Here is a 16,386-nt window from a genome sequence, read left to right as displayed (position 1 = left end):
TTTAGGAAGCTTCTTTTATAGGATTATCTTTTTTAAATAATTTCCCTTCTTTTAATTTCTTGAAATACTCATTAAGGTCTTTTTTCACTTCACCAGACATAATGTAAAGTCCAATAATATTAGGGAATGACATTGCAAGAATCATCATATCTGAAAAATCTAATACGGCACCAAGACTAATGGAAGCCCCTACAACTACAAAGATGCAGAAGATTACTTTATAGATCACTTCAGATTTTTTACTCTTTCCGAAAAGATATGTCCAAGCTCTCATTCCATAATAAGACCAAGAAATCATTGTTGAAAAAGCAAACAAAAATACTGCCGCCGCTAACACATAAGGGAACCAAGAAATTACACTTGCAAATGCTTGAGAAGTTAATTCAACACCTCCAATACCGTCAACTTCGTGCATTCCGGTAAAAATTAATACTAATGCGGTAAGTGTACAAACCACCACGGTATCAATAAAAGGCTCTAACAAAGCCACAAAACCTTCAGATGGCGGGTGATTTGTTTTTGCTGCACTGTGCGCTATAGCGGCAGAACCAACTCCTGCTTCATTAGAGAAAGCTGCTCTTTGAAAACCAACAACTAAAACACCTAAAATACCTCCTTTTAATGCATTTGGAGAAAAAGCTCCGTCAATGATCGCAGAAAAAGCAGGACCTATATTTTCTATATTAAAACCAATTACTGTTAATGAACCTATTACATAAACGATTGCCATAAACGGAACTACTTTTCCGGTAACTTTTGCAATACTATCAATACCGCCAATAATTACAACACCTACCAATATTGCTACAACACAACCGAATAAAAAGCCATTTCCGTCTAACATAGGAAATTGACCCGATAAGATCTCAAAAGATTGATTTGCTTGGAACATATTTCCTCCTCCAAAAGATGCACCTACACCCAGAATAGCAAAAAATCCAGCTAAAAACTTACCTAAACCTTTCATATTACGCTTCTCTAAACCATAGCGTAAATAATTCATTGGTCCACCAAAAATTCTTCCTTCAGCGTCTATAAAACGATATTTAACTCCTAAAGTACATTCTACAAATTTTGATGACATTCCTAATAAACCGGCAACAATCATCCAAAACGTTGCACCTGCTCCACCTAAAGAAACAGCTACTGCAACTCCTGCAATATTACCCAAGCCTACGGTTGCTGAAACAGCAGTAGATAATGCTTGAAAGTGAGTAATTTTACCAGGTGCATTAGGATCGTCATATTTCCCTTTTGCTAAATCTAGAGAGTGTCTAAATCCGCGAAGGTTAATAAAGCCCATTCTTATAGTGAAAAAAGCAGCTCCTAAAATTAACCATACTACAATAAATGGAATTGCATTCTTTTTAATATCTCCGTTAGGATGTGTTAACGGTACCGGGGTTTCATATTTAATTTGAGCCAAGTAGTGTGCTCCTTGCTGAATAACATCCTCCGTATTATTTGGATCAAAAATTTCGTTTCCTTCTTTTACCAAATGCTTTAATTCTCCTCCAGCTAGGGCTAAAACTTCAACTTCTTCTCCATTATCTTTAGAAACAACAGCAATTCTGTCGCCCTTTTTTACTTTTGCCCCTTCAGGTTTTAACCATGTTTTTAATGTAGAAACACTTTCTGTTTGTGCGGTCCATTCAGGAATTGGCACTTGCTTTTCTTCAGCATAAACAACAGGATCGTAAAGACCAATTGCTGCAAATGGATCCCAAAATAAAATAGCGGCCATATTTCCAACAACCGGTGTAAAGAAACCATTAAAATTTTCAGTGATTGATTCTGCTTTTACACGGTAAGATTTAGTTATCGTGTTTTGTTCAGCATCTGTAATAACAACATCATAATCGATACCTTCAACAAGTCCAATTGCTTTGTTAGATTTTAAAGAAGTTTTTTGATTAGTCCATTTGTAAGTATAAGGAGGCACTCCGCCAGTTACGTTTAAATCAATAAATCCATCATTTATTATACTTGATGGATTTCCTAGTTCTGCCTCAACCTCTAATTGCTTATTATTTTCTTGACCATACAGACCAATTACTGCTCCTAGAACAAGTAAAGTTGAAAGTAAATACTTTCTCATAAGATATCGTTATTTTTATTTAATTTAATGTTAAAATTAATTGAAACGCCAATATCTTAAAAAAATGGTCTTTTTCAAAGGTTTCTAGGTTAAAATGTGAAGGAGATGTTAAAAAGTTAGTGAATTAATTTCTACAAATCAAAAACAGAAGTTCGTTTTGTATACACTAAATCTTTTAGTCTAAGCCAAAAAGCTAAGGTTAAATAGAAAGCAAAACCTATCCCTAGCGTAGCAAAAGATAAGTAAATAAAAAATAAACGAACACTTTTTACACGCATCCCTAAACGATCTGCAAAACGGGAACTTACATAAAATCCGTTCCGTTCAAAATAATAGCGAAGCCTATAAATTATTTTTTGCATACTGCAAATTTACTTTATCAAGTGTTTTTTTGCAATAAAGATAAGCCTAAACTACAATTTAAACATCTATTTTTGTCGCAATAATTTGGTTTTAATTGTAGTAAAGCTTGTGTGTGCATAGCTGATTCTATTTTTTGTTTTCGTAAAACTGTAAATTTTTGGGTAATACTATTTTTTTCAGGAGCTACACTTTTTATCAAATCAAAAGAAATCTCTTTATTTTTATGTTTGCTATTTGCATAACAAAATTGCAATGGAACAATAGTGTTGATGATAAATAAATCAATTAGTTTTTTTGATATTTTTTTATTTTTTGAAGAAGTTTCTTTTTCAAAAGAATAATGTGATTTCCAATATTCAGATGTTTCTAATTCAAAAATTTTGTATAATTCTGTTTTATCTTTTACTGAAATTAACTTGCTAAATAAATTTGATTTATTAGCATACAAATTTGCCAATTGCGATAACCTAATGGTTGGAAAATTAGGCGGACGCAACCTAAAATATTCTACTTGAATATTTGGGTTTTCAACTAAGGAAAATCTCTGTTTTAAGTAAGTATATTCTTTTTGTAATTCTTGATAATAAGCATCTTCTTTTGGCAAAAGCAACATATTAGCTTGGCCAAAAAACAAAGCTTCTAACTGAAAAACATTATCTAGTTTACGAATAACAGTAAACGGAATTGTCTTACTCATCTGCAAAAAAGCATCTCCGTTTTTATTTAAACCAAAACTCTTTGCTAAGAGTTGAAATAAGACAGCTTCCCAATCTTTTGTACTTTCATGTAGTAATTCATTTATCAATAAGGATTTCTCCTGAAGTCGCTCAACATACAAGCGCTCTAACCAGTTATTGAATGTAAAATCCGAAAAATCCGAAAACTGTTTTTCGCAATTAATCCACCTATATTTATCAGCAAGTAAAGCTCGATAATTTTTTATTGCTCTTGGTTTCACCAATCCGTTTAAAACCAAACAAGGAATCTCGGTATTATCTTTTCTAAAAACCTCAACATCGTGTTTCCAGACTACATGAAGAATAACGTTATCATAATTTTTATCTTCTTCGTGTTGATGCGCGTACCAATCGCTAGAATTCACATGAATTTCTACATTACCGGCCCAAAGTTGTTCTTCTATTTTTAGCTTGGCGTTAAAAAAATCCGGTCCAGATTCGTCTTGATTATGCATTCCCATATTATAAATATCTACATTTTTACCCGAAACTGTTTCTGCTTGTAGAAAATCAAACTTTTTAAATTTCCATATGTAATGTAGAAAATCTTCGCGCATTAATTTACCATCATTTTCTTTACTTCAGGAAGAATTATTTCTACCCAACGTTTGTACATTTCTCCACTAGGATGCAATCCATCCTGAGCTACTAAGTCTTGATTTGATTCTGCTTCTAATGAAATTGGAGTGATATTATAAAACGGAATCCCTTTTTCTTGACATATATTTTTTGCAATTGAATTGTATTGAATTATTTCTTGACTAATATTTTTTTTACCAGATTCTTGCCCAAAAGGTGTTACGCCATAATCGGGAATACTCACCACGAAAACACCATTTTCTCCAGTTTTAGAAAAACCAATAGCATCGTCTAAAATTTGACGAAATTCTTTTCTGTAAATCTCAATCGGCTTTCCTTGATACTGATTATTTACACCAATCAACACCGAAACCAAATCGTATTTTTCACTGTCTAATTCTTCATTCATTGCAGCTAACAAATCATCGGTACGCCAACCGGTTTTTGCTATTATTTTTGGTGAAGAAATGGCAAAACCTGCTTCATTTAAGGCTGAAGTTAATTGAACCGGCCAACGTCTATTTTCCGGAACACTTTCACCAATTGTATAAGAATCGCCTAAAGCGAGGTAGTTTTTTTCTTGGGCAGAGTTTTGTTCACCTATTTTAGAAGTCTTACAAGAAGAAAGACATAAAAGCAGCCCTAAAAAAAGATATAGAAATTTATGCATTACTTTTTTCTTAAAGGTACTATTTTTTATAAACTTCAGCATACAAGAAACCGAGAGATCCGTATTCTACTAAAAAAGTATAAAAAGCCACACTCCTTATAAACAGTGTGGCTTTCTAAAAAACTTTCGCTTAAAAAATTAAGATTTAGTAAAATTAGGATTGGTATATAATTCTCCTTTTTTCAATTTAATCCAATAGGCTTTCATGTCTGCTCTCACTTCTGAAGACATAATATATAATCCAATAATATTCGGGAAAGACATTGCTAAAATCATCATATCAGAAAAGCTTAATACAGCGCCTAAACTTACTGAAGCTCCCAACACAACAAAGGCTAAAAATAAAACTTTGTAAAGCATTTCTGATTTTTTACTTTGCCCGAATAAATAAGTCCATGATCGCATTCCGTAGTACGACCACGAAACCATGGTTGAAAAAGCAAATAAAAACACAGCAAATGCTAATACCGCGGGAAACCAAGAAATAACACTTCCAAAAGCATCAGAAGTTAGTTCTACACCGCCTAAGCCGTTTACTTCGTGCATTCCTGTAAAAATAAGTACTAAAGCCGTCATCGTACAAACTACCATAGTATCAATAAATGGTTCTACTAAGGATGTAAATCCGTCTGCAATAGGATGATTTGTTTTCGAAGCACTGTGCGCAATTGCTGCGGATCCAACTCCCGCTTCACTAGAGAATGCTGCTCTTTGCAAGCCTACAATTAAAACGCCTATAAAACCTCCTTTTAACGCATCAGCAGAAAAAGCTCCGTTGAATATTGCTGAAAAAGCTCCACCAATATTTTCGATGTGTGTACCTATTACAATTAAACAACCAATAATATAAACCGCTGCCATAAAAGGAACTACTTTCCCGGTAACACGTGCAATACTGTTAATTCCACCGATAATAACTACTCCGACTAACAAGGCAAAAATAATCCCGAACCAAAATCCTTGACCTTGTAAAAATGGAATTTGTTCAGAAACGATTTCAAATGCTTGATTAGACTGAAGCATGTTTCCGCCTCCAAAAGAAGCGCCTACTCCTAATACAGCAAAAAGTCCAGCTAAAAATTTTCCTAAGCCTTTTAAATTCTTTTTCTCCAAACCATAACGCAAATAATTCATCGGTCCACCGAAAATTCGACCTTCTTTATTAATGAAACGGTATTTTACACCTAAGGTACATTCAGTAAATTTTAAAGACATCGCAAAAAAACCTGCCATAAACATCCAAAAAGTAGCTCCTGCACCACCTAAAGAAATTGCTACCGCTACACCGGCAATATTCCCTAAACCAACGGTTGCTGAAACAGCTGTCGCCATTGCTTGAAAATGCGTAATTGTTCCCGGTGCCGTAGGGTCATCATATTTTCCTTTTGCTAAATCTATTGAATGACGAAATCCTCTTAGGTTTACAAAACCTAAACGAAACGTAAAAAATATACTCCCTATAATTAACCAAATTACAATAAACGGAATGGTGTTAGTTTTAACTTCACCATTAGGATGTAATAATGGCTGTGGCTCATCATATTTTATTTGTGCAAAAATATGCGCCCCTTGCTCGATAACATCGGTAGCATTATTTGGATTAAAAATCACGTTCCCTTCTTCTACCAAATGCTCTAGCGTTCCGTTTGTTGGAGCTTTTGCTGAAGTTACTTTTCCTGAACTAGTAGTTATTTGCGCTACTTCTTGTTCTTCTTCTACTCGTTCTCCTTCAGCTACCACCCATTTTTTTAAGGTGTATTTTTCATTAGTTTTAGCATCCCAATTAGGAATTGGTATTTGTTTATGCTCCGTATACACCACCGGATCGTATATACCAATTGCTGCAAAAGGATCCCAAAACAATACACTTCCTAAAACATCTACTGCGGGTTGTACATTGCTATTGAATATTTCGGTAATTGATTTTGCCGGAATTGTAAAGCTTTTACTTGCTTTTTTTCCATTGGCATCGGTTACAATGATTGAATGCAACATTCCTTCTATAAGTCCTGTAGCTTTTTCAGATTCTAAAGAAGTAGATTGATTGCTCCATTTATATTTATAAGGCGCTTTTCCTCCTTTCACTTGCACTTTTGCAATCCCGTTATTTATTTCTCTTGACGGGTTCTCTATATCTACTTTTATATGTAAGCCTGCGTTGGGTTGATTTATATTTTGTGCTGATACAATGGCTGATAACATTATTATTATACTGGTAAAAAGCCATAATTTTCTCATAAGGTATTTTTTAATTAAACATTTATTCATGAAAAAATCCTGTTTAATTAAACAGGATTTGTATTTTTTTTAGTCAATAAAGCCTTGCTTTTTCATCCATTCATCATTGTAGATTTTACCTACATAACGACTTCCATGATCGTGAAAAAGTACCACTACTACATCGTCTTCATTAAATTGATCTTTTAATTGCAGTAAGCCTTTTATGGCTGCTCCGGCAGAATTTCCTAAAAACATCCCTTCTTCTTGCGCTAAACGTCGAGTGTAAACCGCTGCATCTTTATCGGTTACTTTTGTAAATCCATCTATAATATCAAAATTTACATTTTTAGGTAAAATATCTTCGCCTATTCCTTCGGTTACATAAGGGTAAATTTCATTTTCATCAAACTCGCCGGTTTCGTGGTATTTTTTAAAAACACTTCCATAGGTATCTACGCCCCAAATTTTGATATTTGGATTTTTCTCTTTTAAATATTTTCCTACACCAGAAATTGTTCCTCCTGTACCTACGCCAACTACAAAATGAGTTATTTTTCCATCAGTTTGTTCCCAAATCTCGGGTCCTGTGCTTTCGTAATGTGCTTTGGTATTCGATAAATTATCATATTGATTTACGTACCAAGAATTTGGAGTTTCTTCTGCCAATCTTTTTGAAGTTGAGTAATACGAACGAGGATCATCTGGATCTACATCTGTTGGGCAAACTACTACTTCGCTCCCAACCGCTCGTAAAATATCTATTTTTTCTTTACTCTGCTTGTCTGCTATCACACAAACCATTTTATAACCTCGTACAATTGCAGCTAAGGCTAAGCCCATTCCGGTATTTCCAGAAGTTCCTTCTATAATTGTACCTCCGGGTTTTATGAGTCCTTCCTTTTCAGCATCATCAATCATTTTTACCGCCATACGGTCTTTTACTGAATTTCCGGGATTAAAAGTTTCGTATTTTGCTAAAACTAAAGCGGGTATTTCTTCAGTTAGTTTATTAATTTTAACTAAAGGAGTATGACCGATAGTTCCTAGTATATTTTCTTTATAATCCATAGCTTTTTTTTCGAATTCTAAAAATAGATTTGCAAATATAGGAAAGTAAATGGGAGATAGAAATCTGATCGTTTTTAGATGGGTTTTGGCTTAGGGATAGCAGCGGCATCCTTTTTATATTTATACGCTAGCAAAAAATATAAAAAGATATAGCGAATAGCCCGGCGTATTTTGATGAAAAATGCGCAAGCCGCTAAAAAATCTATTCAAATTTTATTGACTTTGCCGGACTTATTTTTGTGATGATATACGACGGAATAAGCAGCATTAATAAACATAGTAATAAGGTACCGATATTGATAAGTAAAACATACTGCAAACCAATATAAACCGGCGCTTCAGTTACGTAATAGGTTTCTGGATTTAGCGGAATTAATTTGAAATATTTTTGAAGAAACAGCAATCCTAAACCGAATAAATTTCCCCAAAAAAGTCCTTTTAAAATTAAATAACCGGCGTTGTACAAGAATATTTTTCTTACACTCCAATCGGTACTCCCCAGCGCTTTTAGCATCCCGATCATTTGGGTACGTTCTAAAATGAGAACGAGAAGTGCGGTAATCATATTTATGCCTGCGACAATTATCATAATGCCGATAATGAGCGCGATATTAAAATCGAATAAAGAGAGCCATTCAAAAATTGATGGGTAAGCTTGTTTTATGGTTTTGGCGTCTAAAAAAGAATCGATATGCTGATAAACTTCGCCTCCTTTTTTATCTATTTGAGTAAAGTCATCTATAAAAATCTCGAAATTTCCTACTTCATTTTTTTTCCATTTATTGAGGCGTTGTATTTGGTTGATATCAGCAATTAAATAGGTTTCATCAAAATCTTGAAATCCGGAATTAAAAATCCCGCTAATGGTAAAGGCCGTAAGTCGCGGACGATCTTCTGCACTATCACCCATAAAATAAATCACAACTTTATCGTTTAATGTAAATCCTAAACGATTAGCCAAATATTGAGAAATTAAAATCTCTTTTCCGTAATCTTCTTTATTGTAGCTTGGTAATTTTCCTTCAACCAAATATTCTTGTAAATAATCCCAGCGGTAATCTGGACCTACTCCTTTTACAACAATGCCTTCAAAGTCGGTTTCCGTTCGTATAATTCCGTATTTTGTAGCAACGGCTTGTATGTGGTTAATCCCGTTAATTTCATCAAATTCTGGATAAAAATCTTGATCGGTAGAAATAGGTACACGAGAATCTTGCGAGTTGTTATTGTCTAAATTACTGATGCTAATATGCCCGTTAAAAGCGGCAATTTTATCTCTAATTTTTTGTTGAAGTCCAACGCCGGTGGCTACAGAAACCAACATCATAATTACACCAATAGCAATGGCACTAACAGCAATTTTTATTATTGGTGCCGAAATACTACTTTTATAATCTTTTGCGCTGATGAGGCGTTTAGAAATAAAAAACTCGAAATTCAAAAGAAATTATGTTTTACCGATTGTTCAAAAATACATTTTTTATTCTTGCTTTGGCTATGCTTTCTTGTCAAGCGCAAACAAAAAAACAAAATAAGACAAAAAGTCTTACACAAAAAACACACGAAATTATTGTTGGTGCTAACCAAACTTCGGCTTATTTGCCACTTTTAAAGGAAAAAAATGTGGGAATTGTTGGCAATCAGACTTCGGTTATTTTTAAAGGAAACGGAAATTATACGTATTTGGTTGATTCGCTTTTAGCAGAAAAAATTCAGGTAAAAAAAGTATTTTCTCCAGAACACGGTTTTAGAGGTAAAGCAGATGCCGGCGAAAAAGTGGTTGACGGCATCGACCAAAAAACAGGTTTACCTATTGTTTCATTGTACGGAAATAATAAAAAACCAAGCGATAAACAGTTAAAAGGTTTAGACTTTGTGATTTTTGATATTCAAGACGTGGGTGTTCGGTTTTACACCTACATTTCTACGCTTCATTATGTGATGGAGGCTTGTGCGGAAAACAATATTCCGTTATTGGTTTTAGATCGACCAAATCCTAACGGACATTATATTGACGGACCGATTTTAGAAAAAGAAATGCAAAGTTTTGTCGGGATGCATCCGGTACCGATTGTTCACGGAATGACGATTGGCGAATATGCACAAATGATTAATGGCGAAAAATGGTTAAAAAATAAGGTTAGTTGTGATTTAATGGTGATAAAAATGAAGCATTATAATCATCAAAAAAATTATTCCTTACCCATAAAACCATCACCAAATTTACCAAACGACCAAGCTATTAACTTATATCCGAGTTTATGCTTTTTTGAAGGAACAAACGTAAATGCCGGACGCGGAACCGATAAACAATTTCAAGTATTTGGTTCGCCAGATTTACCGAATTCTGTTTTCGATTATAATTATATTCCGCAATCAAATGAAGGGGCAAAATATCCTAAAAATGAAGGAAAAACTTGTTATGGAATGGATTTATCTTCAGTGGAAAAACTTTCAGCAATTAATTTAGACTGGTTAATAAAGGCGTATAAAAACACAAAAAATAAGGATGATTTTTTTAATAACTTCTTTAAAAAATTGGCGGGAACGGCAACACTTCAGCAGCAAATTGAAGCTGGAATGAGCAAAAAAGAAATTAAAGCCACTTGGAAAAAAGGCTTAGAGAATTACGAAACAATACGAAAAAAATATTTGCTATATTAAGTTTATATTAATTCACGTTAGCTTACGCAACGTTTCTTAATTTTATTCATCTAACAAAAAAGTTAGTTTATGAAATTAAAATTTTTAAGTGTTTTTTTATGCCTTATTTTTTTCAGTTTTTACAGCTGTGAAGAAATTAATATAGAAAGCGACAAGCGCGTTACGGTTTCAGGCAGATTGATAGACAGCCAAGGAAAACCGATCTCCAACATCCCCATTAACACAGAAGTTGAAAGTTATCGATTAGGCGAAGGCATTACGGACGAGAATGGAAATTTCTTATTTACATCTTTGCAAAGTGAGAGCAATGACTTTTTAATTTATATAAATAAAGAAAATATTGGTCCTAGCACGTTTTCTTTAGATAAAGCTAATTATTCCGCCGCTACTATTTTAAATTTTCAAGAAGATGATATTCTAAATGTAGATCAGTATACATTAGGAACTATAATTTTACCCGAAAAAGCATTACTCGATTTTACAATTCAAAAAACCTCTGCAGAAGATCTAGAGCTTACGTGGTCCTTATCTTTATTTATGGCTAATTGTCAATATTCCTATAAAAATAATATTGTGAAAATTGAAGGAAGCTGTCCTCAAGGATTTGAGAAGGGAAATATTTTAAGCAATGAGAACCCAAATTTTTCGCAAACATTTACCACCTTAAAAAATAAGACCGTAATGTTTACATATAGCTTAGGAAATTCAGCTTCGCAAAGCATCAATATCCCAATAACTGACCAATTAAACACCTATGTTTTTGAATATTAAAAAAATTACCTGTCTATTTTTTTGCCTTGCATTTTTTTCGCTTCAACTAATAGCGCAAGAAAATCAGCCGGAAAAACCTTCGACCCATAAATTTGAAAAAGACGATCATTACGGTATTTTTAAATTCGGACTTTCTGCCCCTATTGCGTTTGGAAATAATTTTGCCAATAAAGGTTTACAGGGGAAAGTAAGTACAAATTTTAGTTTACTCGCCAATTTATTTGAGCTTCCTATTGTTATCGGTATTCATTACAGCGTTCTTTATCAATCTAATGAAAATATCACTAAATTAGGAAATTACAATCGCAGTAATGCTATTTTAGTTGGAGGTTTAGCTGGTTATCATTTTTTTGAAAGAAATGATTTTAGACTCTTACTTACCGCTGGGGTTGGTGCAGTAAGCTACAATAATAACACGCCAGATGATATCCGTTTTAGTGATAATGGTGTCAGCGTTTGGTTAACACCAGAAGTCAGTTATCATTTTAATAAAACCTTAGGCTTATATTTTTCGCCAACACTTAGAAGAGATTTTTTAAGAACAAAAGCTCCCGGAGATTTAGAAGATTTTTTTGGTTCAGCTAATTATGTAAATTTAGAATTTGGAATTCGCGTGCTTTTTTAAGGCAAGCGCTTTTTCATTTTTTCTACAATATTGTAAGCTGCCGGACAAATAGCAACATTCTTTAAGGTTAAATTAGAGATTTGCTGAAACTTTTTTCTGTCCGTGTGCGGAAATTCTGCACAAGCTTTTGGTCGCACTTCATAAATTAAACACTTATTATCGTGGCTTAAAAATGTACACGGAACTTGCTGCAACACATAATCGTTTTCCTCATCTATACGTAAATATTGATCTATGAATGCTTGCGGCTTCATTTTTAAAAACTTCGCAATACGTTCAATATCTTTATTAAGAAATAACGGTCCGGTAGTTTTACAACAATTCGCGCAATCTAAACAATCGGTTCGCTCAAACTCTTCTTCGTGCAATTCTTGCATCAACACATCTAAGTGCTTTGGTGGTTTCTTTTTTAATTTGGCAAAGAATTTTTTAGAAGACTTATGCTTATCTTTGGCAAGTTTTGGTAGATTTTTTAATATTTCTTCCATAGCGCAAAGATAAGCTTAAAAAAAGACACACAATTTTGAAATCACCCGATATTTTTGGCAAAGCCGTTTTAGATTATTTTCATAAAAATTCACCAGAAGATATTATTGTTTTTAGTGATGATTTTGATGAAGATATAATACCTGTTGAGTATCTTTTTAGAAACTATGCAACAATGCCATTACTAGAACAAAAAGCCCTAGATTTAGCCGAAGGAAAAATTCTAGATGTAGGGTGTTGCGCCGGAAGCCATGCGTTATACCTTCAAGAAAAAGGGAAAAATATTACAGCAATTGATATTTCGCCGGGAGCAATAGAAGTTGCTCGCTTACGCGGAATTAAAAATGCAGCGGTTCAAGATTTTTTCAACCTAAAAAATCAAGAATTTGATACTGTTTTACTATTGATGAACGGTAGCGGAATTATCGGTAAATTGAAGAATCTCACCGATTTTTTTAATCACCTAAAAAACATTTTAGCACCTAACGGAAAAATACTGATAGATTCTTCAGATTTGCAATACCTTTTTGATGCCGATGAAGATGGCGGGATTTGGGTAAATCCCAACCAATATTACGGAGAATTGACTTATCAAATTCAATATAAGAACGAAAAATCAGAAAAGTTTGATTGGCTTTATATCGATTTTAACACCTTAGAATTTGCTGCAGAAAGTAATGGGTTTACCTGCACATTACTCAAAAAAGGAGAACATTACGATTATTTAGCTATGCTAAAACTTTCCTAAAAGCTTTGTTTTTGACCTGCTTATCTTGTTAGTTTGAAAATCTTAACTAACCTTAAGCTCTTTTTTATGAAAAATAGTACACGTCTTTTTTACATTCTTAGCATTTTTATGTTCATCAGTTGTAGCAACGATGACAGTAACGACGGTAATACTATTCCCGGAAACAATTTAAATCTTGGAGCTTCTGCCCACGATCTTTTATCCAATGATATTTTTTCTACGATGGAAATTGAAGTTGTTTATCCAAACGGATTTAAACCGCAATCAGAAAGCTTAGAGAATTTAGAGCAATTTATTTTAAGCCGCACCAATAAAACAGAAGTTACTATTTCTCCCAGAGAGATTAGCTTAGAAAATGAAGGGCCATATACAATTGATCAAATTAGATCTATAGAAGATGATCTAAGAACATCATTTAACACAGAAAATAAAATTAGTGTTTTTATCTTTTTTGCAAACGGAGCAAGACAAAGTGATGAAGGAACCAGTAATACCTTGGGTACCGCTTACCAAAACACCTCTATGGTGATTTTTCAAGAAACAATAAACAATTTAAGTAATGCTGTGGGTGCACCAAATAAAGTTATCATTGAAACCGCCACATTAACCCACGAATTTGGGCATTTATTTGGTTTGGTGGGAATTGGTTCTGAACAACAAAATGAACACGAAGATCCAAATGCTGAAGCGCATTGTACAACTGAAGATTGCTTAATGCGTGCTGAAGTAGAATTTTCTAGCGGAATTATGGGTATGTTTGGTAACGGAATTCCTGATTTAGGCGCCGAGTGTTTATTAGATTTGCGTGCTAATGGTGGGAGGTAAATTTTTTAAAATAAAGTGATTTAACTAATTAATGATTTTTGTTTTAAGCCTAATTCTTGTATAAAAATTCTCTTGTAGTGATAGATCTTAAAGAATCACTTTCATACTTTTTTCTTGAAATCCAGTTACTCAAAGAATCCATTTTATATTCAAAATGAAATACGGTAATTAAAGAGTCTTTATAATCAAATTCTTCTGTTCTAACTAAAACATCTTTCTTGTAAAAATTTTTTATAGTTAAATTTTGATTTAAGTTTTTATAATACTGCAATTCAGATTTAAAGATTAATTCTTTTTCATTAAAAAAATCTGTTTGTACTGAGTTTTTAATAGTATCTCTGCTTTTTAAATTAAAAAGTGTCTGCGAAGTAGTACTTTTAATTAATTTGCTATTAATATCGTATTCATTTAAGCTCATTTGCACAAACTTCAAACTATCTTCTATAGATTTTGTAGTTATTTTATGTAGTAATGAATTTTTATAAATATAAAAAACATCAAATCCACTTTCCTGAAATGACATTTTAACGTGTTCTTTTTTAAGTTTTCCACAACGATCATAGATATAGGTTATATGCATATTTTCATTATCAAATAAAATATCTTGATCTAGCTCAATTATTTGATTTTGCTGATTATATAATTTCTCTGTAATATAAAGCGTATCTCTAATCACTTTATCATTTGAGTTATATCTATTTGTTATTAAATGTTCAGTAATCTTTTTCACATTACCATTAAGCCTACTTTTTGGCGATACACTTTTATGACAACATCCAATAAGAAACAGTGAACATATTCCTATTAATAAAATTTTATTCATTAGTATTTTTTTAATTCACTTGTTCTCCATTAATATATGTTCGTAGTACTTTTGTTTTTGGAATATCTTTTAATGGAATGGTCATAATATCACGATCTAACACAATAAAATCAGCATATTTACCTTGCTCTATACTTCCTTTTTCATCCTCTTCAAAATTAGCGTAAGCCGCCCAAATGGTCATGCCGCGTAAAGCTTCTTCTCGATTTAATGCTTGTTCTTTTTGAAAACCTCCTTCGGGATATCCGCTAGTATCTTTTCTACTAACTGCCGCATAAAAAGTTAAGAAAGGGTTCACCTCTTCTACAGGAAAATCGGTTCCCAAAGCAACTTTTCCAGATTGTTTTAAAAGCTTTTTATACGCATAAGCATCCTTTAAACGTTTTTCTCCTAAACGTGATTCTGCCCAATACATATCACTTGTTGCGTGAGTAGGCTGTACTGAAGGAATTATATTTTCACTAAAGTAATTAAAATCAGGCTGATCTAAAATTTGCGCATGTTCTACACGCCATCTTCGGTCTTCTTCTTTTTTAAGCAACGAATCATAGGTTTTTAAAACTACCACATTTGCAGAATCTCCGATAGCGTGCGTATTCATCTGAAACGGTGATTGACTAATTTTTTGGGCTAGCTTTTTAAACTTTTTTGGATTGATTAACATCGCGCCAAAATGATTTTCTTTGTCAGAATAGGGCTTTTTTAAAGCAGCTCCGCGGGAACCTAAAGCTCCATCGGCATAAACTTTAAAAGAGCGAACGTTGAGTTTTGGAGTTTTATATATTCCATTTTTTAAGTAATATTCTACATTTCCAGGTGAGTTGGCTATCATCGCATAAATTCGGATATTCAAGTCGCCTGTTTTTTGTAAACTATCTATCAATTCAATAGTCGCTCTATCTAAACCAGCATCATCAATGGTTGTTAAACCGTAGTCAAGACAGGTTTCTTCTGCTTTTTTAAGGGCAGAAATTTTATCTTTTTTAGTAGGCTTGGGAATTATCTTGCCAACCAAGCTCATTGCATTATCTATTAAGATTCCGCTTAATTCTCCATTCTTTTGTTGAATTTCACCACCTTCAATTTTGGTTTGTTCAGAAATACCTGACAGTTGAAGTGTTCTGCTATTTACCAACATCGCGTGTCCATCAATTCTTGTAAGTACAACAGGCGTATTAGGAAAAAGAATATCTAGGGTGTCTTTTGTAGGGAAATCATTATTTTCCCAATCATTTTGATCCCATCCTCTACCAACAATAAAAGTTGATTTTTTTTCTTTTTGATAAGACTGTAAACGTTTTATTACCTCTTCAAAAGTTTTGGTACCGGTAAGATTAACTTTTTGTTGTTGTAAACCTAAACCGTAAAAATGCGCATGTGCATCTATTAAGCCCGGAAAAACAAATTTACCATCAACATCGTAAGTTTGTTTTGGGGTATAGCGTAACTCTAGTTTACCAAACTCACCTATTTCTAAAATTTTACCATCATCTACCACAAAAGATTGTTGAATTGAAAAATCTTTGTCTACCGTATAAACTTTAGCATTCATAACTAACAAATCAACTTCTTTTTTTTCTTCGCATGAGAAAAGAAAAAAGATAGGTGCTAATAAAATTAAAGCTCGCTTCATATAAAAATGTGATTTGTGTAAAAATAAAAAAAGCGCTGAAGTTAACCTCAACGCTATAGAGAAATGTTGTACATAT

Annotated in this window: 15 protein-coding genes; 5 read left to right on the top strand and 10 right to left on the bottom strand. The window is 33.2% G+C overall.

Annotation, left to right across the window (positions count from 1 at the left end; translation table 11 throughout):
- Position 1: 1 nt before the first annotated feature.
- From D9R05_RS10490 to D9R05_RS10460, 7 genes are all read right to left on the bottom strand, one after another.
- On the bottom strand, positions 2-2,098 hold the full coding sequence (locus tag D9R05_RS10490) for an amino acid carrier protein (protein WP_121667178.1): 2,097 nt from the start codon (positions 2,096-2,098) through the stop codon (positions 2-4).
- A 131-nt stretch (positions 2,099-2,229) separates the two neighbouring features.
- The gene (locus D9R05_RS10485; RefSeq protein WP_121667177.1) at positions 2,230-2,460 is read right to left on the bottom strand and encodes a PspC domain-containing protein; all 231 of its coding nucleotides are present in this window, start codon (positions 2,458-2,460) and stop codon (positions 2,230-2,232) included.
- Between the two features lie 17 nt (positions 2,461-2,477).
- The gene (locus D9R05_RS10480; protein ID WP_121667176.1) at positions 2,478-3,755 is read right to left on the bottom strand and encodes a DUF2851 family protein; all 1,278 of its coding nucleotides are present in this window, start codon (positions 3,753-3,755) and stop codon (positions 2,478-2,480) included.
- Positions 3,755-4,447, bottom strand: a complete 693-nt coding sequence (locus D9R05_RS10475) for an SGNH/GDSL hydrolase family protein (RefSeq protein WP_121667215.1) — start codon at positions 4,445-4,447, stop codon at positions 3,755-3,757. The genes D9R05_RS10480 and D9R05_RS10475 overlap by 1 nt, the downstream gene beginning before the upstream one ends.
- A 138-nt stretch (positions 4,448-4,585) precedes the next feature.
- A complete protein-coding gene (locus D9R05_RS10470) occupies positions 4,586-6,685 on the bottom strand; it encodes an alanine/glycine:cation symporter family protein (protein ID WP_121667175.1) in 2,100 nt (699 codons plus the stop codon).
- 69 nt (positions 6,686-6,754) lie between these two features.
- Positions 6,755-7,735: a PLP-dependent cysteine synthase family protein gene (locus D9R05_RS10465; protein ID WP_121667174.1), complete on the bottom strand. Its 981-nt coding sequence runs from the start codon at positions 7,733-7,735 to the stop codon at positions 6,755-6,757.
- A 202-nt stretch (positions 7,736-7,937) separates the two neighbouring features.
- A complete protein-coding gene (locus tag D9R05_RS10460) occupies positions 7,938-9,176 on the bottom strand; it encodes an ABC transporter permease (protein WP_121667173.1) in 1,239 nt (412 codons plus the stop codon).
- An 8-nt stretch (positions 9,177-9,184) separates the two neighbouring features.
- On the opposite strand from D9R05_RS10460, the gene D9R05_RS10455 reads away from it, so the two are divergent.
- From D9R05_RS10455 to D9R05_RS10445, 3 genes are all read left to right on the top strand, one after another.
- Complete coding sequence (locus D9R05_RS10455) at positions 9,185-10,399, top strand: exo-beta-N-acetylmuramidase NamZ family protein (protein WP_121667172.1); 1,215 nt, start codon at positions 9,185-9,187, stop codon at positions 10,397-10,399.
- A 69-nt stretch (positions 10,400-10,468) separates the two neighbouring features.
- Entirely contained in the window at positions 10,469-11,170 is a 702-nt protein-coding gene (locus D9R05_RS10450) for a carboxypeptidase-like regulatory domain-containing protein (protein WP_121667171.1), read from the top strand.
- Entirely contained in the window at positions 11,160-11,795 is a 636-nt protein-coding gene (locus D9R05_RS10445; protein WP_162984955.1) for an outer membrane beta-barrel protein, read from the top strand. Before D9R05_RS10450 ends, D9R05_RS10445 begins: the two co-directional genes overlap by 11 nt.
- On the opposite strand, the gene D9R05_RS10440 is transcribed toward D9R05_RS10445, so the two are convergent.
- On the bottom strand, positions 11,792-12,283 hold the full coding sequence (locus D9R05_RS10440) for a YkgJ family cysteine cluster protein (RefSeq protein ID WP_121667169.1): 492 nt from the start codon (positions 12,281-12,283) through the stop codon (positions 11,792-11,794). The genes D9R05_RS10445 and D9R05_RS10440 overlap by 4 nt on opposite strands.
- A 32-nt stretch (positions 12,284-12,315) precedes the next feature.
- Between D9R05_RS10440 and D9R05_RS10435 the strand changes: the two genes are divergently transcribed.
- Both D9R05_RS10435 and D9R05_RS10430 read left to right on the top strand, forming a co-directional pair.
- Positions 12,316-13,029, top strand: a complete 714-nt coding sequence (locus D9R05_RS10435) for a class I SAM-dependent methyltransferase (protein ID WP_121667168.1) — start codon at positions 12,316-12,318, stop codon at positions 13,027-13,029.
- A 66-nt stretch (positions 13,030-13,095) separates the two neighbouring features.
- Positions 13,096-13,854, top strand: coding sequence for a hypothetical protein (locus D9R05_RS10430; RefSeq protein ID WP_162984954.1), 759 nt, complete (start codon positions 13,096-13,098; stop codon positions 13,852-13,854).
- 49 nt (positions 13,855-13,903) lie between these two features.
- Here the strand turns inward: D9R05_RS10430 and D9R05_RS10425 are convergent, their stop codons facing one another.
- Both D9R05_RS10425 and D9R05_RS10420 read right to left on the bottom strand, forming a co-directional pair.
- Entirely contained in the window at positions 13,904-14,677 is a 774-nt protein-coding gene (locus D9R05_RS10425; RefSeq protein WP_121667166.1) for a hypothetical protein, read from the bottom strand.
- A gap of 10 nt (positions 14,678-14,687) precedes the next feature.
- Positions 14,688-16,310 carry an amidohydrolase gene (locus D9R05_RS10420; RefSeq protein WP_121667214.1) on the bottom strand — a complete coding sequence of 541 codons (1,623 nt, stop codon included), beginning with the start codon at positions 16,308-16,310 and terminating at the stop codon, positions 14,688-14,690.
- Positions 16,311-16,386 lie beyond the last annotated feature (76 nt).

The organism is Mesonia aquimarina, assembly GCF_003667275.1.
Lineage (GTDB): Bacteria > Bacteroidota > Bacteroidia > Flavobacteriales > Flavobacteriaceae > Mesonia > Mesonia aquimarina.
This window is presented reverse-complemented; position numbering and strand designations above follow the sequence as displayed.